We start from the raw sequence: 21,706 nt of genomic DNA, 5'->3' as shown, positions 1-21,706 counted from the left end.
CCCGCGCGCATGTCGTCGTCGGAAGGCGGCGCTGACCGCCGCTCAGGCCTGCCGCTCGGGCGTCGTGACGACGAGGCCGTCGAGCTCCGCGGTGACCTTGATCTGGCAGGACAGGCGCGAGTTCGGGCGCACGTCGTAGCCGAAATCGAGCATATCCTCTTCCATCGGCGTCGGCGCGCCGACCTTCTCGCGCCACGCCTCGTCAACATAGACATGGCAGGTCGCGCAGGCGCAGGCGCCGCCGCACTCGGCCTCGATCCCCGGGATGGCGTTGCGGATGGCGGCTTCCATGACGGTTGCCCCCGCATCGACGTCGACGGAGCGGGTCGCGCCCGCAGGATCGACAAAGTTGATTTTGACCATGACGACTCGTGTTGCCGGAAAAGGAAAGATGGCAGTCGTATAACGGGTCCGCTCGCCCCGCGCCAGCGTTGGGCGCACGGTTTTGTGACCCCTGCCCGTCCCGCGGACGTCAGGACCGCTTGAGCAGCCCGTCGATCACGCCGCGCGCCTCGGCGACGGCGCCGCGCAGCACCCGGATCGGCTCGGCGGTCGCCCATTCGGACCGGATCGCCAGCTCGAGGTCCGCCGCCGCGTCCGCCACGCGGAATGCCCCGATGGCCCGCGCCGACCCTTTTAATGTGTGGGCGAGGCGCTCGCCGTCGGCCGGCACGGTGGCGAGCCGCTCGGCCAGCTCGCTGGCCTGGGCTGCGAACATCGCCAGCACCTCGCGCTCGACCTCGGCATCGCCCATGGTCATCCGGCGCAGGTGCTCCAGATCGATGGGCGCGTCGTCGGGGACGAGCGGCGGCGAAGGCATCCAGGCGATCCGTTCGAAAGAGTGAGGCATCGGCAGTGTCCGTGGTTCCGCTCCCGCAACCGTGCCGAGAGCGCGAACGAGGCCAGCCAAACACGCGGGTGGTTAACGGATCGTTGCATGAAAATGACACGAATTTGCCACAGTTCACCCACCGGGAACCCGGAAATTCCCACAGCGATTTGGAATTTCGTTCAGTTAGAAGGCGTTACGCACAGCGCCGTTAACGATGATTAAAATGTTCTTAACGCCGGCCATTTCATTCGAGGCATCGAGCCAATAGGATGTTCGGAGAAGTAGGGGACAAGCTTGAGCGTGCGTTCCGCAAAAGTGGGTACCGGTTTTGCGACCAGGGCGTACGCAAACTGTGAACTGACGGGCGTTTCGGCGGCAGACCGGTAGCCACTTTGCCGCCCTGAGGGCGACCAACGACTTCGCTTTCACATTCCCCCCGGGGGACCCACGGACGATCCGGCTCCGCCGCCGTCCGCCGGTATCCCGACGCGTAAACCAAGGGCGTAGACTGACATGGCGAATACTCCGAAGAAGGTGAAAGACCCCACCGAAGTTGCTCTCTCGGCCATCCAGGAAGCGCTGAACATCAGCGACGTGGCCCCGAGCGAGCCGGAGGCGTCTTCACGCCGCGACAGCGGAGCCACGCCCGCCAGCGACCCGTTCCACGACAAGCCGATCGCGCCGGAGGACCGCCCGGTGTTCCCGGTGGCCGACGAGCTGCCGCCGCGCCGCGCCGCCAATGACGACCGCGAAACCATCGGCCAGCTGCTGCAGGCGATCCAGAAGGGCCGTCCCGGCCGCAACCTCTATACCCTTGCCGCCCTGTTCTCGGGCGTCTGGCTCACCGGCGCCGGCCTCCTGATCATCAGCTTCCTGCCTTCGCTGCAGGCCCTGCTCGGCCAGGGTCCCGGCGGTACGCTGGCGATGGTCGGCCTGATCGCGCTGCTGTTCGCGCCGATCCTGCTGTTCTTCTTCGTCGCCAACCTCGCCTGGCGCGGCCAGGAGCTGCGCATGATCGCACAGTCGATGGCGCAGGTGGCGATCCGCTTCTCAGAGCCCGAGGGCGCGACCAGCGACTCCATGGTCACCGTCGGCCAGGCCGTGCGCCGCGAGGTCGCGGCCATGGGCGACGGCATCGAGCGCGCGATCGCGCGTGCCGGCGAACTCGAAACCCTCGTCGCCAACGAGGTCGCGGCGCTCGAGCGCGCCTACAGCGACAACGAGGTGCGCATCCGCGCCCTGCTCCAGGACATCGCCCACCAGCGCGACAACCTCGTCGGCCAGGCCGAGCAGGTGCGCAGCGCCATTTCCGGCGTGCAGATCGACCTGCGTCAGGATATCGCGGTGATCAGCGACGCCATCGCCTCGCGCGTCGACGAGGTCGCCCGCACCATCACCACCGCGCTCGAGGAGCGCGGCCAGCACATCACCCAGGCGCTGAGCACCGCCGGCGACACCATGATCCTGGCGCTTGGCGAGCGCGGCGGCGACCTGCTCGACCGCCTCGAGGAAGCCTCCTCGCAGACCACCCGCGCCGTGCTCGACGCCAGCGAGCGCCTGACCGCCAGCCTCAACTTCAAGACCGGCGCCGTGCACGAGGAGTTCGTCGACCTCGCCGATCGCGTTCACGACATGCTCAACGAGCGCATCGACCGCGTCACCCGCGAGTTCGCCGACCAGTCCGCCAACATCGTCGACAGCATTTCCGAGCGCACCGAGCTCGTCCACGACTCGCTCAAGACCTCGAGCGAATCGCTGCTGCTCGAACTCGAGCTGCGCAGCGGCGATCTCGCCGCCAAGGTCGACGAAGCCGGCCAGCGCCTCGCCAGCCGCATCGCGGCGAGCGGCGACAAGGCGAGCGCTTCGCTCGACAACACCGTCAACACCCTTGTCGCCCGCGTCGTCAACCAGACCGAGACCGCGCACGACAGCCTCAGCGCGCAGATGAACGCGTTCGACGACCTGATGCGCGTCCAGGGCAGCGAGCTCGCCGAGCGTTTCGCGCGCGACAGCGGCACGCTGGGCGCACTGATCACCCGCCATATCTCCGAGTTCGACCGCACGGTGAAAACCTTCGGCGGCGAGATCGTTGATCGCATGGGCGAGCGCACGCAGCACATCGCCGACACGCTCAAGACCTATGTCGACACCTTCGACAACCGCGTCACCGCCCGCGCCGGCGACATCCACGGCGCGCTCGACCAGCGCCTCGCCTCGTTCGAAACCACGCTGGAATCGCGCGTTACCCATCTCGACCTGTCGCTCGACACCCGCATCAAGGCGTTCGACGACGCCATCGACAGCCGCCTCAAGACGCTGGAGACCTCGTTCGACAGCCGCGCCCAGTCGGTCACCGCGACCATCGACGACCGCCTGCACACCCTCACCGACACGCTGAACGGTGGCACCAGCCAGGCGCTCGCCGCCCTCAACGAGAAGGCGGCCGCGCTGTCGACCGTCGTCACCGACGGTACCGCGCAGGCGCTCGGCGCCCTCGACGGCCGCATCGCCGCGCTGTCGTCCTCGCTCACCGACGGCACCGCCCAGGCGGTCGAAGCCCTCGACAGCCGCATCAACACCCTCACCTCGACGCTCGCCCAGGGCACCCACTTCGCGATCACGACCATCGACCAGCGTGTCAGCGGTGTCACGGCGGCCCTCGACAGCCGCGTCGCCGCGGTCACCGAGACGCTGGACGGCCGCATCTCGACGGTCACCGAAGCCCTCGACAACCGTACCGCCGCGATGACCGAAACGCTCGACAGCCGCGTCAGCGCGGTCACCTCGGCGCTCGACACCCGCATCGCCACCCTGACCTCGACCCTCGCCCAGGGCACCCATCACACCATCGACGCGATCGACCAGCGCATCGCCAGCCTCACCGAGGCCGTCGATGGCCGCACCGCCAACCTCGCCGACAGCGTCACCGCCCGCTTCCAGGCCATCCATGACGGGCTGGAGAGCCGCGCCGGGGCCGTCGCCAGCGACATCGAGACGCGCGTCACGCAGTTCGAGAACCTGCTCGGCACCCGCATCGAGACGGTCGCCGGCCGCTTCGAGACCACCGGCCGCGAAGCCAGCGATGTACTGGTGGCCCGCACCGAGGAGCTCACCCAGGGCATCCGCGCCCGCGTCGACGATGCCGAGCGCTCGCTGCTGGCGCTGATGAGCAACACGGCGGACTCGATCCAGAACAACGCCCGCCTCGCCCACGAGTCGCTGCTCAACGTCTCGACCGACGTCGGCAGCCAGATCCGCAACGCCGCCGCCGAGGCCGAGCAGACGCTCAGCCTGTCGAGCGCAAGCGCCACGAACGCCCTGCTCGCGACCTCACGCGAGGCCCAGGCTGCGCTGATCGCCGGCTCCGACGAGGCGACGACCCGTGCCCGCACGCTGGCCGGCGAGATCGCCCATGCCCTCGCCACCGCCACCTCGGCGACCACCGAGGCCGTGCTGGCGAGCGTCCGCGAGGCGCAGAGCACGCTGATCAGCATGTCGTCCGACGCCAACGCCCAGGCGCGCAGCCTGTCGGCCGAGGTCGAACGCATGCTCGCGACCGCCGGCGTGGAAACCGTCGAGGCCGTGCTGTCGAAGGCCCGCGAGGCCCAGACCACGCTGCTGTCGGCGACCTCCGACACCGCCAACCAGGTCAGGAGCCTGACCGCCGATATCGAGCAGACGCTGTCGTCGGCCGGCAATGCCACCGCCGCATCGATCCTCAACAGCGCCCGCGAGGTGCAGAACACCCTGCTGCTGAGCTCGTCGGAAGCGGCCAACCACATCAAGGCGCTGAGCGGCGAGATCGAGCGTTCGGTCGCCTACGCCGGCAGCACGACCGCCGAGTCCATCGTCGCCAGTGTGCGCGACGCCCAGACCACGCTGGCAACCGCCTCGACCGACGCCGCCGGCCATCTCCGGACGGTCTCGGCCGATATCGAGCGCACCATCAGCTCGGTGGCGACCACCGCCAGCGAAGCGCTGCAGGCGAGCTCCCGCGAGGCCCACAACGCCATCGTCGCCGCCTCGCATCAGGCCTCGACGGCCCTGACCGCGACCTCGGGCGACGTCGGCGCCTCGCTGCTCGCCACCGCCAGCGCCGCGAAGGCATCGCTGATCGATGCCTCGAAGGATGCCAGCACCGCGCTGATCACCGCCTCCAACGACGCCAGCACCAAGATCAAGACCACCTCGGGCGAGATCGAGCGCTCGGTGATCACGGTGACCGGCCAGTTCGGCACGGTGCTGCTCGGCAAGACCGAGGAGATCGTGTCCGGCGTCAAGCAGCAGGCCGACCGCCTCGCGCAGATGGTCGACGCCTCGCGCGGCTCGCTGGTGCAGGCGCTCGGCGACCGCAGCAACCAGATCAACATCGACATCACCCGCGTCACCGACGACGCGCTCAAGGCGATCGAGAACAAGGGCACCCTGTTCTCGCAGGGGCTCGTCAAGAACAGCGCCGACCTCGCCCGCACCATCACCAACGCCAGCGAGATCGCCACCGGCGCGATCAACAAGTCGCTGCGCGACATCGAGCAGACCACCCGCGCGGCGATCGACCAGTCGCGCCAGGTGGCGAGCGCCGCCGTCACCGAGATGCAGGAAACCAGCAAGATCCTGCGCACCGACACCGTCGCGCTGTTCGAGCGGCTGCGCGAGGGCAACATCCTGCTGCAGGAGGTGCTGACCGGCGCCCACGACAACCTCAACTCGCTGGAACAGGCGCTGGTGACCCGCGTCGCCGACTTCGTCACCACCATGAACGACGTCACCTCGCGCAACGGCGTCGCCACCAGCACGCTGGAAGACCAGCTCAACGTCTTCACCACCAAGACCTCGAAGGCACTTGAAAACCTCGGCGCACTGTCGGGCCAGTTCGCCGCTCACGGCCAGATGCTGACCGAAGCCGCGGCGCTGGTGGAGAAGAGCAACAAGAGCACCCACCAGACCGTGTCGGAGCGCAAGGCAGACCTGGAATCGCTGGTGACCACCATCGACCTGCGCACCACCGACCTCGACCAGCGCCTGACGCGCTTCACCGGCCTGCTCGACGAGTCGCTCGCCGCCGCCGAATCCCGCGCCCGCGACATCGCCCGCGTGGTGGCGGAGACCGCCGGCGCCGGCGCCACCGCAATCTCGCGGCAGTTCGAGGCGGTGCGTACCGCCGCCGAGGACGAACGCCGCCTCACCTCGGAGGCGATGAGCGAGCTCTACGAGCAGAACGTCAAGCAGGCCGAAACGCTGTTCAAGCAATCGACCGAGCGCTTCGCGTCCGTCGTCCAGGGCATGAAGCAGATGGCGTCGGAGATGCAGCAGAAACTCGAGGCGACGCGCACCGAACTGCGCCGCGGCGTGCTCGAGATCCCGCAGGAGGCCGCCGAGAGCACCTCGCAGATGCGCAAGGTCATCGTCGACCAGATCGAGGCGCTCGCCGAGCTCAACCGCATCGTCGCCCGCCATGGCCGCGGCCTCGACGTCGCCACCACCAGCAGCGCCAGCAGCCGCGCCTACCAGGCGCCGCGCGAGGAAGAGCCCGCGATCCTCGCGATCGGCGGCCGCAGCGAACCCGCCGCGGCTCCCGCTCCGCGCCCGGCGCCCCGCCGCGACAGCACCGCGAACCTGCCGCCGCCGGACCTCGGCGTGCCAATGGCACCGCGCCGCACCGATGCGCCGCCGGTGAGCCCGAGCGCCGAGCAGAATGGCGACGGGTGGCTGTCGGGCCTGCTCAACCGCGCCGACGCCGAACCGCCGCGCCCGAGCCGTCCGGCACCGCAGCCGGCCGCCCGCCCGGCCAGCAGCGGCAATCCGCTGGACTCGCTGACGGTCGACATCGCCCGTCTCATGGACCGCGATCTCGCCGCCGAAATGTGGGACCGCTATCAGCGCGGCGAGCGCAAGGCGTTCAGCAAGCGCCTTTACACTCCCGCGGGCCAGAAGGCCTTCGACGAGGTCAGCCGCAAGTATCGCGCCGACCGCGGCTTCAAGCAGACGGTCGACCGCTACATCGACGAGTTCGAGCGGCTGCTCGACGACGTTGCGCGTGACGATCGCGGTGCCGCCAACCTGCGCGGCTACCTGACGTCCGACACCGGCCTCGTCTACACCCTGCTCGCCCACGCCGCCGGCCGCCTCGGCTGAGCCGGCAGCACCAACGACATCCGCAACGGCGGAGGCTGCAAAGCCTCCGCCGTTGTCGTTTGCGCCGCCGCGCTTCGCGTCGCGCAGCCCCGTGAATTGACACCCCGGGAGCCTCAGCCTAGGCTGATCGCGGTCGAGCAGGCGACCAACGGACCGCGTAAAGGGTTGAACCCACCTTCCAGCACGACGCTGATAGCCCCTTCTTTCTAGCCCGAGAGCCGCGGTCGCCGGGCGTCAAGGAAAGAAGGTGTTCCATGACCACTCCGCTTCCCGCCCATCCCGATCTTGACTGGCTGAAGAAGACCGCCAAACAGCGGCTAAAAGTGCTGCGCGCAGCCAGCCCCCCGGCCAGACTGAGCGAGGCCCAGCTGATGCTCGCCCGCGAGCACGGCTTTACCAGCTGGCGCGCGCTGAAGGCGTATATCGAGGATCTCGCCCCGTCCCGCACCGACAGGCGAGGCGTGTTCAAGGCCGCGCGTTCGGGTGATATCGACAGCGTCCGCCGCGCGCTCGCCGCAGGCTTCGATCCCTATCTGACCGATGACGACGGCCGCACCCTGCACCAGATCGCCAAGGAGCAGCGCCTCGACGACATCGAAATCCTGGTGCGCGACCTGCAGGCGCGCAAGCTTCATCCGCAGGAGACGACGGAGGCGATCGAGGCGATTTGCTCGGCCGCCTCGCAAGGCGACGTTGCAACGCTGCGCGCCCTCCTCGATGCCTATCCGGCGTTGATCGATGCGCTCGGCGGCGACTTCCACAAGTACACCGCGCTGCATCGCGCGACCTGCCGCAACCAGCACGACGCCCTGCGCCTGCTGATCGACCGTGGCGCCGACGTCACCAAGCGCGACTTCCCCGACAATGCCACGCCGCTGCACCTCGCCGCCGCGGTCGGCGATCTCGAAACGGCGCGGCTGCTGGTCGAGGCCGGCGCCGACGTCGATGGCTTCGGCGACGACTACGATGTCGGCGTGCTCGGGTGGGCGACATGCTTCCACGAGGTCCGCGCCGCGATGGCCGACTATCTGCTCGCGAACGGCGCCCGGCTCACTCTGTGGACGGCCATTGCCCTCGACCGCCCGGACGACCTGCGCGCACTCGTCGCGCGAGATCCGTCCCTGCCCGGCGCGCGCATGAGCCGAAACCTGCACCGGCGCGCGGCCCTGCATCACGCCGCAGCGAAGAACCGGCCGGCGATGGTGCGCCTGCTCATCGCGCTCGGCGCCGATCCGAACGCCAGCGACGCCACCGGGGCGACCGCGCTGACCACCGCGGCGCAGGAAAGCTCCGATCCGGTGATCGTCACCGATCTGCTCGCGGCCGGCGCGCGGCCCGACTTCCTGACGGCCCTGAACCTTCAGCGGTATGACGAGGCTGAGGCAATGTTGCGCGCAGAGCCCGCGCGCATCGGCCCGGAAGGACACGACACCATTGCGCTTCACCTCGCCGTCGCGAAGAAGAATCTCGCGGCGATCCGCTGGCTGATCGCGCGGGGGATCGATGTCGACGCCAAGCGGCCGATGTGGGATTGCAACCACACCGCGCTGCATATGTCGATCGAGAACGGCGTCATCGAGATCGCTCATCTGCTTCTCGACGCCGGCGCCGATCCGAACATTCGGGACGACAAGTATCAGGCCACGGCGCTCGGCTGGGCGCGCTTCTTCGATCGCGACGACTTCGCGGCCCTGATCAGCGCGCGGGGCGGCACCACCTAGACAGGCCGTGCGCCACGAGACGCTTGTCTCATTGCAATGGCTTGATAGATCACGCCCGTCGCGCGAACCGCGGCTCAAGATCGAGAACAAGGGCCGCCAGAACCGCTGGGTCAGGATCGGCCCGGTCGACGCAGCTCCGTCCGCCTGACGGGGCTGCCCCCGCTTTACCGCGCCCTCGCCCGCGCGTCCGCCGGCACACGCACCACCGAGCGCGGCTGCGCGTCGCTGCTGCTGGCGCCGAACAGCACGCGGGTCGGGTTGCGGTCGAAGTTGTTGACCGCACGGCTGATGTCGTCGAGCGTGCGGCGGCCGTCGACAACCAGCGCACCGAAGTCCTTGCCCGCGGTGACGGTCAGGCGGTTGACGTTGGCGGTGATCTCCGCGGTGCGCTTGTCGAGATTGTCGGCGAGATCCTTGAACGACTTGACCGCGGCGGTGAGCTGGCCGCCGTCCTTGCCGCCGACGAAGGCGTCGACGCCGCTCATGATGCTGTCGAAGCGCTCGGAGTTTTGCGCCAGCGTGGTGGCGAACGCCTCGATGCTGCGCAGCGAGGCGCGCACCGCCTCCTGGTTGTCGGCGACGAGGCGGTTGAGGTTCTGCACCGAGGAGCGCACCGACTCCATGATGTCCTGGGTGGCGCTGAGGTCGGCGGTCAGCGTCGGAATGCCGCCGGCGCCGGGTGGCACCTCCTGCGCGTCAGGCGAGCCGCCCTTGAGCGCGATGGCGGCGACGCCGGTGAGGCCCTGGAACTCGAGGCCGACCGCCGTGTCCTGGCGGATCGGCGCGCTCTTGTCGACGGACGCGATCGCGATCACTCGCTTGGGATCGTCGATGCGCACCGACGTCACCTCGCCGACGCGGATGCCGTTGAAGTTGACGCTGGCGCCGGTGCGCAGGCCCGAGGCCGAACCCTCGAACACGATGCGCAGCGGAAAGCGCGCCTTGGCGCCGTGAATGCTCTGGAACCACATCACGAAGCCGAATCCGCACGCCAGCACGGCCAGCGTGAACAGACCGATCAGGACGTAGTTCGCCCGCGTTTCCATCAAACCTACTCCTACACACCGGCGAGCGCGTGGGCGCGCGCGCCGTGAAAATAAGATCGCAGCCATGGATGGGTCGACGCCAGCATGTCGGCCATGGTTCCGATGGCGATCACCTTGCCCTCGCCCAGCACTGCGATGCGATCGCAGGCCGTGCGCAGGCTGTCGAGATCGTGGGTGACCATGAAAACGGTCAACCCGAGGGTTCGTTGCAGCGTGCGCACCAGCTCGTCGAACTCGCCGGCGCCGATCGGGTCGAGGCCCGAGGTCGGCTCGTCGAGGAACACGATATCGGGATCGAGCGCGAGCGCCCGCGCCAGCGCCACGCGCTTGATCATGCCACCCGACAGCTCCGACGGATAGCGATCGGCGACCTCCGGCTTCAGCCCGACCATGGCAAGCTTGGCAAGGGTGATCTCGTCGAGCAGGCGCTGCGACAGCTTGAGGTACTCGCGCACGGGGAACTGGATGTTCTGGCGCACGGTGAGCGAGGAGAACAGCGCGCCGTGCTGGAACAGCACGCCCCAGCGCCGTTCGACGCTGCGGCGCGCGGCGCCGCTGGCGGCGTCCATGTCGGTGCCCAGCACCGTGACGGTGCCGTGCTCCTTGGCGACGAGGCCGATGATCGTGCGCAGCAGCACCGACTTGCCGGCGCCGGACGCGCCGACGAAGCCGAGGATCTCGCCGCGGCGAACGTCGAGGTCGAGGCCGTCGAGCACGGCGCGCGCGCCGAAGCGCACGGTGATGTCGCGCACGGAAATGATCGCGTCCTGCACGTTCGCGGCGTCCGTCATCGTCATACCCCGATCGACGCGAAGAAGATGGCGAACATGCCGTCCATCACGATGACGAGAAAGATCGACTTCACCACCGAGGCGGTGGTGTGGCTGCCGAGCGATTCCGCGCTGCCTTCGACGAGGAGCCCCTCGACACTGGCGACGATGGCGATCACCAGCGCCATGATCGGCGCCTTGATCATGCCGACGGCGAAGTCCTGCAGCGAGATCGCATCGCGCAGGCGGAACAGGAAGGCGTCGGGATCGACACCGCCGTAGAACCAGGCGACGAGGCCGCCGCCATAGAGCGCTGCCATGGCGCCGATGAAGGTCAGCGCCGGCAGCGCCACCAGCAGCGCCAGCGTGCGCGGCAGGATCAGCACCTCGACGGGATCGAAGCCCATGGTGCGCAGCGCGTCGATCTCCTCGCGCATCTTCATCGAGCCGAGCTCGGCGGTGTAGGAGCTGCCGGAGCGGCCGGCCACCATGATGGCGACGATCAGCACGCCGATCTCGCGCAGCACCAGGATGCCGAGCATGTCGACGACGAAGATGTCGGCGCCGAAGCGGCGGAAATGGAAGATGCCCTGCTGGGCGATGATGGCGCCGATCAGGAAGGTGATCAGTGCGACGATCGGCACCGCGCGCCAGCCGACCTGCTCGATGTGATGCACCATCGACGTCAGGCGGATGCGCGTCGGGTGCAACAGCACCCGCGTGCTGGCCACGACCAGCGCGCCGGTCATCGCCACCAGTGCGACCAGCGTGGTGCCGATATGGGCGACGCCCTGGCCGATGCTTTCGAGGGCGGCGACGGGCGACAGCAGGGAGCGCGGCCGCGGCAGGCTGGTCGCGCCGACCCGGCGCACTTCGTCGACGAGGCTGGAATAGTCGGCTGACAGGCCGGCGATCTGCGGCACGTTCTCGCCGCTGGTGAGGCTGCGCCGCAGCCGCTCGATCAGCCAGGCGCCGAAGGTGTCGAGCCGCGCCACCTGCGAGACGTCGATCAGAACCGCGGCACCGGACGCGCCGGCGCGCTCGGCGGCCTCGATGAGGCGTTCGAGGACCTGGGCGTGCTGCGCCGTCCAGGTTCCCGACGCCTGCAGGGCGACCGCTCCGCCCGCTTGTGCGACGCGTTCCAAAGCCGGCTCAGCACCCACTTTAAATCCTTGTTTTCACGTACATTTCATGACCGCTTGGCGCCCTGCGCCGCAGCCGGGTGCATTTACAGCCACAGATTTAAAGCCATACTGGGGCAGAGGCACCTCGCCAACCAAAGAAATCTTTAGTTTTTTGAATGGCTTCCGACAACCTCCTGCAATTGAGCGCGCGAATCGAACGCTGGCCGATCGCCGGCGCCTTCACCATCAGCCGCGGCGCCAAGACCGAGGCGGTCGTGGTGGTGGCCGAGATCTCGGACGGTTCCCACACCGGGCGCGGTGAATGCACGCCCTATCCGCGCTACGGCGAGACGCCGGAGGCGACGCTGGCTGCCGTCGCGGCGATGGCGCCGCGCCTTGCCGCCGGCCTCGACCGCGCCGCCCTGCAGGCCGCGATGCCGCCGGGCGCGGCCCGCAACGCGCTCGACTGCGCCCTGCTCGACCTCGCCGCCAAGGCCGCCGGCCGGCGGGTGTGGGATCTGCTGGGCCGGCCGGCGCCGCAGCCGTGCACGACCGCCTACACCCTTTCCCTGGGCACCCCCGAGACCATGGCCGAAGCCGCGGCCCGGGCGGCGCACCGGCCGCTGCTGAAGGTCAAGCTCGGCGGTGACGGCGACGGCGCCCGCATCAGGGCGGTGCGCGCCGCCGCGCCCTCCTGCGAGCTGATCGTCGACGCCAACGAGGCGTGGACGCCCGACAACCTTGCCGCCAACCTCGCCGCCTGCGCCGACGCCGCTGTCACGCTGGTGGAGCAACCGCTGCCGGCCGGCCGCGACGACGCGCTCGGTAACATCCAGCGCCCGCTGCCGGTGTGCGCCGACGAGAGCGTGCACGACCGCTTATCGCTCGCGGCGCTGCGCGGCCGCTACGACGCCGTCAACATCAAGCTCGACAAGACCGGCGGCCTCACCGAGGCGCTGGCAATGGCGGACGACGCCCGCGCGCTCGGTTTCGACATCATGGTCGGCTGCATGGTCGCCACCTCCCTCGCCATGGCGCCGGCGATGCTGGTGGCGCGGCAGGCGCGCGTCGTCGATCTCGACGGCCCGCTGCTGCTCGCCCGCGACCGCGACGACGGCCTGCGCTACGACGGCAGCACGGTCTATCCGCCGGATGCGGCGCTGTGGGGCTGAAGGAAGCCCCCACCTCCATGAAAGAAGCACACAACCAAGACTCATGCTGAGGCACGAGCCAACGGGTCCGCGCGTAGCGCGGCCCGATGACAGGCTCCGCGAGCCTCGAAGGATGAACGGCCTCTGAGGAGCGGCACGGGCCGCCGCCTTTCGAGGGGCCCGCGATCCGGCGCCCCTCCGGGTGACGGATCGCGATATTCGAACTTCAAATCCTGGCGCAGCTAACGATCCGCCGCCGCATCCGTCGTCACCAGCCACTTCCGCGCCAGCACGATCAGCACACAGCCCCCAAGCGCCATCGCCGACATCGCGTAGTAGGCGCCCTCGCCATAACGGGCGTAGAGCAGCCCCGCGCCCATGGTGGCGCTGCTCATGACGAGGCCGGTGGCGGCGACGAGATAGCCCTGCGCCGACGCCAGCACATGGCCTGGCACGTTGCGGGTGAACAGCCCGACGATACCGACTTGCGTGAGACCGAACGACAGGCCGTGCAGCGTCTGCACCACCGCGAGCAGCGGCAGCGGCGGCTGCTGCGCGGTGATCGCCCAGCGCAGCGCCGCGATGGCGGCGGCGAACGCCACCATTGCCAGCGGCGACCATTTGAAACGCGGCGACACCGCGAACACGATGATCTCGGCGACGACGCCGATCGACCACAGCGCCGACACGGTGAGACCGCCGAGGCCGGCGTTCTGCCAGGCGATCGAGGCGAAGGCGTAGTAGACGGCGTGGCTGCCCTGCACCAGCGCCGAGGTGAAGATGATGGCGAGGAAGCCGGGCTGACGCAGCAGCGCGCTGGCGCGCGAGGCGCCGGCGATGGGGCGGGCGTCGCGATCGAGCCGCTGCAGCCCGAGGCTGGTCAGCGCCTCGATCAGCGCTATCGCCGCGATCACCCAGATCACGAACGACGCGGTGACGAAATCGATCATCACGCCGCAGGCGAGCGAGCCGACGATGAACGCCGCCGAGCCCCACAGCCGCACCGGCCCGTAATCGATGCCATGGCGCGCCACGCCCTTGAGCGCGTAGCCGTCGACCATCGGAATGATCGGCGTCCAGACACAGGCGGTCACGGCGAACACCGCGAGAATCAGCAGCGGCTCGCGCAGCTGGCCGATCGCCAGAAACCCCAGCGACGTCAGGAACGCCAGCAGCACGATGCCCTCGCGCAACGCGTTGCGCCGCTCGGCGAAGCCGGTGACGAACGGCAGCACGGTGAAGCGCGTCAGCGCCGGCACCGCGGTGATGATGCCGATCCAGCCGACATCGACGCCGACCGCTTTGAGCCAGACCGGGAAATACGGCAGGCTGATGCCGCCGAGGCCGAACACGGCGCCGTAGACCAGCGCCAGACGGCGGGCGAATCGCCTTGCCTCAGGCTGTTGCGTCGCGGGATTTTGTCGATCCGGGGGCATCAAAAGAATTGCGATTCGGCGCGGTTCGTGGTGTTCGTATGTAGCGCGGGTGGTTTTGCGTCGATACAGCGCAAACGACAATTTCGAGATCGAGCATCTCGGTGCGCGGTGGCGCGCCGGGGATCGCCCAGCAGGACCTCCATGGCCAACGACGCCTTCGCCTTGTCGCCCATTTCCGCCAGCAGCGCGCTGCCCTCGGAAGCGGATTACCATGCGATCAGCGAAGCCTTCATGGAGACGTCGCGCGGCCGCTGGTTCCTGAAGGAATACGCCCGCCGCAACCGCAACGCCGACACCGCCATGGTGCTGGAGGCGGTCGAGCGCATCGAAGGGGTGCTCGCCGCCCAGAAGCAGCCGCCGGCCGCGCCGGCCATTCCGGTCGCGGAGACCATCGCCACGGTGCGCGCCATTGTCGAGACCGCCCGCGGTGCCGCGGCGGAGGCGCTCGCCAGCCTCAACGCGGAGGACGCCCGCGCGCCTACCCGCAAGGGGCTGCGGATCATTCTCGAAATCGCCTGGCGGCTGCGCGAGATTGGTTACGACAACCGCATCTGCGACATCCTCGAGGTGCAGGCCAACACCATCGGCGCCAACCAGGACGCGCTCGCCACGCTGCAGGCCAATGACGCCGTGCTCGGCGCTTTCGACGCGATACTGCGGCAGATCGGCGATATCGCCGAGCCCCGGGCGGCACAGCCGTCCGCGCCGGAGACGCCCGCGCCGCATCCTGTCGCTGAGAACGTCGTCAGCCTGAAGACCGCGGCCCCCGCGGCCACGCCCATGGCACGCGCGACGCCGGCGCAGAGCGAGCCTTCGCCCGCGCCCCCGATGCCGACCGCCGAAGGCATCGCTGCGATCGAGATCGCCTCTGACCTCGAGGTCGCCGACGCACCGGTGGCAGGCGTCGCCGCCGACGCCGCGGAAATGGCCACCGCCGGATATGACGGGATCATCGTCGCGGACGAAGCCGCCGAACCAGGCGCGACCGCCGCTCCGGCTCCCGTCGTCGCCCCCGTCGCGATCGCCGGGCCGGCGATGGTCGCAGCCGATATCGAGGCCGTTTCGCCGCCGGCCGCACACACGGCCGCGCCCCCGCAGTCTGCGATGCCTGCCCTCGCGGTCGCAGCCATTGCATCCGCACCAGCCGTCGCCGCCGAGCCGCCCCCCGCCGCGGCATCGCCGTCGCTCGGCGACGCCCTCCTCGCCCGCGGCATGGTGACGGCCACGACCAGGCCCCAGCCGCTGGCGGCGATCCTGCGCATGAGCCAGGCCGAGAAGATCGCGTTTTTCAGCTGACGTCGAGCAGATGGCCCTGATGCGATGAGCGGCGCCGCGCGAGCTACGCCGCGCCGATCAGCTTCGCGAACATGTCGGCGTCAACATTGCCGCCGGACAGCACCACCACCAGCGTCTTGCCGCGGGCATCGATGCGACCGGCGAGCAGCGCGGCGAGCGCGACGGCCCCGCCGGGCTCGACCACCAGCTTGAACTCACGGAATGCAAACGCCACGGCCGCGCCGACTTCGGTATCACTGGCCGTGACGCCGTGGGACACCAGCCGCTGGTTGATCGCAAACGTGATCTCGCCGGGAATGGTCGCCATCAGCGCGTCGCAGATGGTCGTGCCCTCCGCGCGGTGCGGTTCGCGATGGCCGCTGGCGAACGAGCGGGCATGGTCGTCAAAGCCGTCGGGCTCCGCGGTCATGATGGTCGCCTTGGGAAAGCGCGCGCGGGTGGCGATGGCCGTGCCGGCGATCAGGCCGCCGCCGGACGCCGGCGCGGCGACGATGTCCGGTGCCAGCCCGAGGCCGGCGAGATCCTCGCACGCCTCGCGCGCCGCGGTGCCTTGCCCGGCGATGATCCTGACGTCGTCATAAGGCGGCACCAGCGTCGCGCCGCGTTCGGTGGCGATGCCCCGCGCGATGGCTTCGCGGTCCTCGCGCAGGCGGTCGTAGAGCACGACCTCGGCGCCATAGCCCGCGGTGCGCTCGCGCTTCGACAGCGGCGCATCCGCCGGCATGACGATGGTCGCGGGCATGCCGAGCAGCCCCGCTGCGGCGGCAACGCCCTGGGCGTGATTGCCCGACGAGAACGCCACCACGCCGGCCGCGCGCGCGGCCTGCGGAATCGATGCGATCTTGTTGAAGGCGCCGCGGAACTTGAACGAGCCGGTGCGCTGCAGCACCTCGGCCTTGAGGAACACGCGACCGCCGGTCAAGGCATCGAGCGCGGGGGATGTGATCAGCGGCGTGCGCACCGCATAGGGCGCCAGCACCTGCGCCGCCGCATCGATGTCGGCGGCTGTGACGGGGAGCGAGTCGGTCATGGCATCATGTTATCGCCGCGCCGGCTCCGGCGGCAAGGCGCGGCGCCGCAACGCCGGTCAGGCGGCGAGATGCGGATCCGACGACACCAGCGGCGCCTTGGCGCTGTCGTGCTCGCTGCGCACGCGCAGCACGTTGTCGATGAAGGCCCGGGCACAGGCCTCCCAGGTCATCTTCAGCGCGAAGGCGCGGCATGACGATCGCGGGATCGACAGCGCCGACAGGCAGGCCTGGTGCAGGTCGTCGCTGAGCACGCCGACCGGCGCGTCGCCGATGACATCGCGCGGGCCGCACACCGGATAGGCGGCGACCGGCACGCCGGAGGCCAGCGCCTCCAGCAGCACGAGGCCGAAGGTGTCCGTCTTGCTCGGGAACACAAACACGTCCGCCGCGGCATAGGCCTCCGCCAGCGCCTCGCCATGGCGGGCGCCGAGGAACACGGCCTCCGGATACTGCTTTTCGAGCTGCGCGCGCGCCGGACCGTCGCCGACCACCACCTTGGTGCCCGGCAAATCAAGCGCCAGGAACGCCTCGAGGTTCTTCTCCACCGCGACGCGGCCGACCGACAGGAACACCGGACGCGTCAGGCCGAGATCGCTGTCGCGCGGCCGGAACAGATTGGCGTCGACGCCGCGCGGCCACAGCACGACATTGCGAAAGCCGCGCGAGCGCAGTTCGTCGGCGAGCGCCGGCGTCGCCGCCATCACCGCGCCGCTGCGCGCATGGAAGCGGCGCAGCGCCGCCCACACCCACGCTTCCGGGATCGGGAAGCGCGCCGAGACGTATTCGGGGAAACGGGTGTGGAAGCTGGTGGTAAAGGGGATGCCGTGCTTGCGGCAGTAGCGCCGCACCAGGAAGCCGATCGGCCCCTCGGTCGCGATATGGATGTTGTCGGGCCGCGCCGCCGCGATCAGGCGCGTGATCTGCGCCGGGTTGGGCAGCGCGAGGCGCAGGTCCGGATAGCTCGGCATCGCCACGGTGCGGAACGACTGCGGCGTCAGGAAGCTGACCTCGGCGCCGAGCTTGCGGGCGGCATCCGCCATCATCGTCAGCGTGCGCACGACGCCGTTGACTTGAGGATGCCAGGCGTCGGTTGCGATGAGGATACGCATCAGGCGGCTTGGGCCGGCATCGGCTGCACCACCGGCGCGGTGTGCGTCAGCGGCCCGGTCCAGCGCAGCACCTCGAAACGGCCGTCGTCGTGCTCGACGATCGCGGTGCAGCTCTCGACCCAGTCGCCGCAATTCATGTAGCGCACGCCGTGCTCGTCGCGGATGGTGGCGAAATGGATGTGGCCGCAGATCACGCCGTCGGCGTTGTGACGCCGCGCCTCGCCGGCCAGGGTCTTCTCGAATGCGCCGATGTAGTTGACGGCGTTCTTGACCTTGAGCTTGGCCCACTGCGACAGCGACCAGTACGGGAAGCCGAACAGGCGACGGAACATGTTGACCAGGCGATTCATCTGGATCGCGAAATCGTAGGCCTTGTCGCCGAGGTGGGCGAGCCAGCGCGCATTCTGCACGACGAGATCGAAGATGTCGCCGTGGATCACCAGATAGCGCTTGCCGTCGGCGCCCTCATGGATGATCTGCTCGACGACCTCGATGCCGCCGGCGTGGGTGCCGTAGTAGGAGCGCAGGAACTCGTCGTGGTTGCCCGGGACGTAGACGACGCGCGCGCCCTTGCGCGCCTTGCGCAGCATCTTCTGGACGAAATCGTTGTGCGACTGCGGCCAGTACCAGTTCGACTTCAGGGCCCAGCCGTCGATGATATCGCCGACGAGATAGATGGTATCGGCATCATGGTAACGCAGGAAATCGAGCAGGCGGTCGGTCTGCGAGCCGCGGGCTCCGAGGTGCACGTCTGAGATGAACAGCGTGCGGAAGCGTCGTTCCGGATGACTTTCGCTCATAACGTCACTTCCCATGCGCGAGCCGCTACCAGATTCGAGTGACAGGACGATGACGCCGCTGCCCGCCCGTCAGGCCGCGGCGAGTTGCGGCATCGTCCGTTCGAAGCACACCAGGGTGTAGATACCGAGCGCGACCTTGCGGCGCTCGACCAGCACCGTTTCGTTGTTGGCGCTCGCCCACGCCTGCAGGCGGGCGAACGGAAACTCCGGCCGCAGCCCGAGCGAGCGGGTCTTCTGCGCCGCCCAGCGTTCGACCGCCGCGGCGACGCCGCGCTCGGAATAGAGATGATTGACGAGGATGATGCGCCCGCCCGGCTTCACCACCCGGTGGCACTCCGACAGCACCTGCTCGGGATTGGCGACAAGGGTGATGACGAACTGCGCGACGACACAATCGAAGGTCTCGTCGGCGAACGCCATCTGGTGCGCATCCATCAGATGCACTGCCTTGACGTGGGGATAGCGCCCGCTTGCCATCTTGGCGCGGGCCTTGGCCAGCATCGGCTCGCACAGATCGATGCCGGTGATCTCGGTGCGCGCGTCGTAGTCGTCGAACGACAATCCGGTGCCGACACCGACCTCGAGGATCTTGCCGCCTACGCTGCGCGCGGCGGCCGCGGCAGCGCGGCGGCCCTGCAGCATGACGGGGCCGCAGACGGCGTCGTAGATCGGCGCCCAGCGGCTGTACGCGGTTTCAACGATGGTTGTGTTGAGGTCCGTGGAGGTCATGCCCTGCCCGCGCCCGCTGTTGGAATCGTGTCAGCAACCTGTGGAATCCGCATAGCAACGGACTGCGACAGTCACACGACAGTCAGCGCGCTGACATGTTCGTCAAGGCGGGGTTTGCGTGCGCTCGGGACGACACGCCCGGAAGCCGGCAGCCGGAGAGAGCCGCGCAGGTGCTTCAGCACACCCTGCTCAGGAAGGCGCGCGCGGCGCGCGGCCATCGACGTGCGCGAACGCGTGGAAGTGATGCACCGGCCCCGCGCCATGACCGACGGCGAGCTGATCCGCGGCGGCGATCGCCGCGGTGATGTAGTCCTTGGCGCGGCGCACTGCGGTGACGAGATCCTCGCCGCGCGCAAGACCTGCCGCGATCGCCGAGGACAGCGAGCAGCCGGTGCCGTGGGTGTTGCGCGTCACGATGCGCGGCGCGGCGAACCGCACGACGCCGTTCGCGTCGATAAGATAGTCGGCGCTCTCCGCGCCGGTGCCATGGCCGCCCTTGACGAGCACCGCGGGACAGCCGAGCGCGAGCAGCGCCCGCCCCTGCCGCTCGATCTCCGCATCGTCCTGCGCGACGGCACAGCCGAGCAGCGCCGCCGCTTCCGGCAGGTTCGGCGTGATGAGATGCGCCAGCGGAATGAGGCCCTCGCGCAGCCGCGCGATCGCATCTTCCTTCAGCAGGCGATCGCCCGATGTCGCGATCATCACCGGATCAAGAACGACAAGGCGCGGCGCCCAGCGCGCGAGCCCGGCGATGATCGCCTCGACGACATCGCGTTGCGCGACCATGCCGATCTTGACCGCGCCGACCGCGAGATCGCTGAACACCGCATCGATCTGCGCCGTGACTAAATCGGCCGGCACCGAATGGATCGCGGTGACGCCGCGGGTATTCTGGGCGGTGAGCGCGGTGATCACCGACGCGCCGAAAACGCCGCAGGCGGCGAAGCTCTTGAGATCGGCCTGGATGCCGGCGCCGCCGCTGGAGTCGGAGCCGGCGATGGTCAATGCGATGGGCGTGGTCATGGCGCAACAGGTGCCACAAAACCTCCGCTCGCGCGACCCTTACGCACGGCGGGAGACCGATCGGCCGCAGCCGCGCGGATGCGGCGATCGGCCCGCCGGAAACGCCCCGCATTCTGTTGTTTTTGCACGTTTTCCTGCCCCGAACCGGGTATCCCCACGGGCCGAAAACGCTATAGTGCGGCCAACATCGCCACCTGGAGACACCGGATGATCCCCTTTTTCGTTCAGATCAAGTGCAAGCTCGGCCAGTCCTACACGGTCGCCAACGCACTGGCCGAAGCCGAGATCGCATCGGAGATCTATTCGACCGCTGGCGACTACGACCTGCTGGTGAAGTTCTACGTCGACAAGGACATCGACATCGGCCACTTCGTCAACGAGAAGGTGCAGGTGCTGCCGGGCATCCAGGACACCTACACCATCATCACCTTCAAGGCGTTCTGACCCTCGGCGGATACGCGCCCTCGCCTCGACGGGCGCGGCCGCCCCAGGTGGAGGCCAAAGATCCGGCGAGGCGGTCGGGATCGCGCGGCTTCAGGAGCGTCCGTCACGCGCGGGAATTGCAACCGCGGCCATGGCCGGCGCGCCCCGCATCACGCGGACGAGCACATGGCCAGCGATGAGGCCGGCCGGCATCGACCATCAGGAACGATCGACCGCGCCCAGAACGGCCGCCGGGGCAGGCGCCACCGGCGAGCGCCGCATGCGGCGCTCAGCTCTCTTCCATGACACGGCGGCAGACCGTGTCGGTGCGCTTCTTGAGGTCTTCCATCTGGCGCTGCAACTGGCGCACCGCGGCGGCGTCGAGATCGCCGAAGATGAAGTCGTGAAATTCGCCCCAGCGGCTGAAGTAGGTCGAGATCTCGCGGCAGGCGCGGTCCGACAGCGACATCAGCACGACCCGGGCATCTTCGGCCGAGGTGGCCCGCTTGAGCAGGCCGCGCTGCTCCAGCAGCTTGGTCTGGGTGGTGACGAAGGTCGACACAGCCTGGATCTTGGCGGAGACCTCGCCGACCGAGACGCCACCGCCCTGGTCGAGGTCGTTGATCGCCATCATGATCATCCACTGCGGCCCGGTGACGCCGAACTTCTTGGCCCAGCGCCGGCGCATCTCCTCGAGATTGTTGTTGATCGCCACGATGTCCCAGACGATCTGGCGAAACACCTTGTACTCGCGGCTGACGATCAGCGGCACGCGTTCCTTGGGGAGTTTCGACGAGCCCGGCCGGGCCGCCTTTGACGGCCCCTTGGTCACTGCCGGCTTGCTCGCAGCAAAGAGGGGCCCCTCGTCCCGCTGTGCCTTTCTCCGAACCAACATGTCCTCCTCCGCCGAGCGTGGATCCTCCGATGGGCGACGATTTCCTCGACGTCCCTTTCTTTATTGGCGAGTCCCGCCGCATCCGGCCTCCGCCGGCCCTGCCCCGCCAGACGGACATGCCCGCCCCGACGGAAATGCAACGAATCTCACGTGATCGTGAAGAAGTGTATTTTAGAAACATAACC

Annotated in this window: 17 protein-coding genes; 5 read left to right on the top strand and 12 right to left on the bottom strand. The window is 68.9% G+C overall.

Annotation, left to right across the window (positions count from 1 at the left end; translation table 11 throughout):
• Positions 1–42: 42 nt before the first annotated feature.
• Positions 43–363, bottom strand: coding sequence for a 2Fe-2S iron-sulfur cluster-binding protein (locus tag JQ639_RS31495; protein WP_211963825.1), 321 nt, complete (start codon positions 361–363; stop codon positions 43–45).
• A 109-nt stretch (positions 364–472) separates the two neighbouring features.
• A complete protein-coding gene (locus JQ639_RS31490) occupies positions 473–850 on the bottom strand; it encodes an Hpt domain-containing protein (protein WP_211963823.1) in 378 nt (125 codons plus the stop codon).
• A 495-nt stretch (positions 851–1,345) separates the two neighbouring features.
• Here JQ639_RS31490 and JQ639_RS31485 point away from each other — a divergent pair, with 495 nt between their 5' ends.
• The gene (locus JQ639_RS31485) at positions 1,346–6,967 is read left to right on the top strand and encodes an apolipoprotein A-IV repeat region-like domain-containing protein (RefSeq protein ID WP_211963821.1); all 5,622 of its coding nucleotides are present in this window, start codon (positions 1,346–1,348) and stop codon (positions 6,965–6,967) included.
• Positions 6,968–7,221: 254 nt separating this feature from the next.
• A complete protein-coding gene (locus JQ639_RS31480; protein ID WP_211963819.1) occupies positions 7,222–8,688 on the top strand; it encodes an ankyrin repeat domain-containing protein in 1,467 nt (488 codons plus the stop codon).
• A 164-nt stretch (positions 8,689–8,852) separates the two neighbouring features.
• Here the strand turns inward: JQ639_RS31480 and JQ639_RS31475 are convergent, their stop codons facing one another.
• From JQ639_RS31475 to JQ639_RS31465, 3 genes are read right to left on the bottom strand one after another with little or no spacing between them, the layout of a single operon-like run.
• Complete coding sequence (locus JQ639_RS31475) at positions 8,853–9,734, bottom strand: MlaD family protein (protein ID WP_211963817.1); 882 nt, start codon at positions 9,732–9,734, stop codon at positions 8,853–8,855.
• An 11-nt stretch (positions 9,735–9,745) separates the two neighbouring features.
• A complete protein-coding gene (locus JQ639_RS31470) occupies positions 9,746–10,525 on the bottom strand; it encodes an ABC transporter ATP-binding protein (protein ID WP_211965044.1) in 780 nt (259 codons plus the stop codon).
• A gap of 2 nt (positions 10,526–10,527) precedes the next feature.
• On the bottom strand, positions 10,528–11,667 hold the full coding sequence (locus JQ639_RS31465; protein WP_211963815.1) for an ABC transporter permease: 1,140 nt from the start codon (positions 11,665–11,667) through the stop codon (positions 10,528–10,530).
• A 137-nt stretch (positions 11,668–11,804) separates the two neighbouring features.
• Between JQ639_RS31465 and dgcA the strand changes: the two genes are divergently transcribed.
• Entirely contained in the window at positions 11,805–12,800 is a 996-nt protein-coding gene (dgcA, locus tag JQ639_RS31460) for an N-acetyl-D-Glu racemase DgcA (RefSeq protein WP_211963814.1), read from the top strand.
• A 221-nt stretch (positions 12,801–13,021) separates the two neighbouring features.
• Here the strand turns inward: dgcA and JQ639_RS31455 are convergent, their stop codons facing one another.
• The gene (locus JQ639_RS31455) at positions 13,022–14,215 is read right to left on the bottom strand and encodes an MFS transporter (protein WP_211963813.1); all 1,194 of its coding nucleotides are present in this window, start codon (positions 14,213–14,215) and stop codon (positions 13,022–13,024) included.
• Between JQ639_RS31455 and JQ639_RS31450 the strand changes: the two genes are divergently transcribed.
• Complete coding sequence (locus JQ639_RS31450; protein ID WP_249122869.1) at positions 14,198–15,511, top strand: hypothetical protein; 1,314 nt, start codon at positions 14,198–14,200, stop codon at positions 15,509–15,511. The genes JQ639_RS31455 and JQ639_RS31450 overlap by 18 nt on opposite strands.
• A 43-nt stretch (positions 15,512–15,554) precedes the next feature.
• Here JQ639_RS31450 and JQ639_RS31445 read toward each other — a convergent pair whose 3' ends face one another.
• From JQ639_RS31445 to thiD, 5 genes are all read right to left on the bottom strand, one after another.
• Entirely contained in the window at positions 15,555–16,541 is a 987-nt protein-coding gene (locus JQ639_RS31445) for a threonine ammonia-lyase (RefSeq protein WP_211963811.1), read from the bottom strand.
• Positions 16,542–16,598: 57 nt separating this feature from the next.
• On the bottom strand, positions 16,599–17,651 hold the full coding sequence (locus JQ639_RS31440; RefSeq protein WP_211963809.1) for a glycosyltransferase family 4 protein: 1,053 nt from the start codon (positions 17,649–17,651) through the stop codon (positions 16,599–16,601).
• A complete protein-coding gene (locus tag JQ639_RS31435; RefSeq protein ID WP_211963807.1) occupies positions 17,651–18,466 on the bottom strand; it encodes a UDP-2,3-diacylglucosamine diphosphatase in 816 nt (271 codons plus the stop codon). Before JQ639_RS31435 ends, JQ639_RS31440 begins: the two co-directional genes overlap by 1 nt.
• 54 nt (positions 18,467–18,520) lie before the next feature.
• On the bottom strand, positions 18,521–19,180 hold the full coding sequence (locus JQ639_RS31430; RefSeq protein WP_211963805.1) for a class I SAM-dependent methyltransferase: 660 nt from the start codon (positions 19,178–19,180) through the stop codon (positions 18,521–18,523).
• A 189-nt stretch (positions 19,181–19,369) separates the two neighbouring features.
• Positions 19,370–20,203, bottom strand: a complete 834-nt coding sequence (thiD, locus tag JQ639_RS31425; protein ID WP_211963803.1) for a bifunctional hydroxymethylpyrimidine kinase/phosphomethylpyrimidine kinase — start codon at positions 20,201–20,203, stop codon at positions 19,370–19,372.
• A 207-nt stretch (positions 20,204–20,410) separates the two neighbouring features.
• Between thiD and JQ639_RS31420 the strand changes: the two genes are divergently transcribed.
• Positions 20,411–20,647 carry an Lrp/AsnC ligand binding domain-containing protein gene (locus JQ639_RS31420; protein WP_211963801.1) on the top strand — a complete coding sequence of 79 codons (237 nt, stop codon included), beginning with the start codon at positions 20,411–20,413 and terminating at the stop codon, positions 20,645–20,647.
• A 268-nt stretch (positions 20,648–20,915) separates the two neighbouring features.
• On the opposite strand, the gene JQ639_RS31415 is transcribed toward JQ639_RS31420, so the two are convergent.
• The gene (locus JQ639_RS31415) at positions 20,916–21,521 is read right to left on the bottom strand and encodes a MarR family winged helix-turn-helix transcriptional regulator (protein WP_211963799.1); all 606 of its coding nucleotides are present in this window, start codon (positions 21,519–21,521) and stop codon (positions 20,916–20,918) included.
• Between the last annotated feature and the right edge of the window lie 185 nt (positions 21,522–21,706).

Origin of the sequence: Bradyrhizobium sp. U87765 SZCCT0048, assembly GCF_018131225.1 — a bacterium.
In the GTDB taxonomy this organism is placed as follows: Bacteria; Pseudomonadota; Alphaproteobacteria; order Rhizobiales; family Xanthobacteraceae; genus Bradyrhizobium_A.
The sequence above is the reverse complement of the archived record's forward strand: the minus strand, read 5'-3'. Positions and strand labels throughout refer to the sequence as shown.

Bases quoted from the DNA above. Each gene is read 5' to 3' on its own strand.
- JQ639_RS31495 (WP_211963825.1), bottom strand. From the start codon at position 363: ATGGTCAAAATCAACTTTGTCGATCCTGCGGGCGCGACCCGCTCCGTC.
- JQ639_RS31490 (WP_211963823.1), bottom strand. From the start codon at position 850: ATGCCTCACTCTTTCGAACGGATCGCCTGGATGCCTTCGCCGCCGCTC.
- JQ639_RS31485 (WP_211963821.1), top strand. From the start codon at position 1,346: ATGGCGAATACTCCGAAGAAGGTGAAAGACCCCACCGAAGTTGCTCTC.
- JQ639_RS31480 (WP_211963819.1), top strand. From the start codon at position 7,222: ATGACCACTCCGCTTCCCGCCCATCCCGATCTTGACTGGCTGAAGAAG.
- JQ639_RS31475 (WP_211963817.1), bottom strand. From the start codon at position 9,734: ATGGAAACGCGGGCGAACTACGTCCTGATCGGTCTGTTCACGCTGGCC.
- JQ639_RS31470 (WP_211965044.1), bottom strand. From the start codon at position 10,525: ATGACGGACGCCGCGAACGTGCAGGACGCGATCATTTCCGTGCGCGAC.
- dgcA (WP_211963814.1), top strand. From the start codon at position 11,805: ATGGCTTCCGACAACCTCCTGCAATTGAGCGCGCGAATCGAACGCTGG.
- JQ639_RS31455 (WP_211963813.1), bottom strand. From the start codon at position 14,215: ATGCCCCCGGATCGACAAAATCCCGCGACGCAACAGCCTGAGGCAAGG.
- JQ639_RS31445 (WP_211963811.1), bottom strand. From the start codon at position 16,541: ATGACCGACTCGCTCCCCGTCACAGCCGCCGACATCGATGCGGCGGCG.
- JQ639_RS31440 (WP_211963809.1), bottom strand. From the start codon at position 17,651: ATGCGTATCCTCATCGCAACCGACGCCTGGCATCCTCAAGTCAACGGC.
- JQ639_RS31435 (WP_211963807.1), bottom strand. From the start codon at position 18,466: ATGGGAAGTGACGTTATGAGCGAAAGTCATCCGGAACGACGCTTCCGC.
- JQ639_RS31430 (WP_211963805.1), bottom strand. From the start codon at position 19,180: ATGACCTCCACGGACCTCAACACAACCATCGTTGAAACCGCGTACAGC.
- thiD (WP_211963803.1), bottom strand. From the start codon at position 20,203: ATGACCACGCCCATCGCATTGACCATCGCCGGCTCCGACTCCAGCGGC.
- JQ639_RS31420 (WP_211963801.1), top strand. From the start codon at position 20,411: ATGATCCCCTTTTTCGTTCAGATCAAGTGCAAGCTCGGCCAGTCCTAC.
- JQ639_RS31415 (WP_211963799.1), bottom strand. From the start codon at position 21,521: ATGTTGGTTCGGAGAAAGGCACAGCGGGACGAGGGGCCCCTCTTTGCT.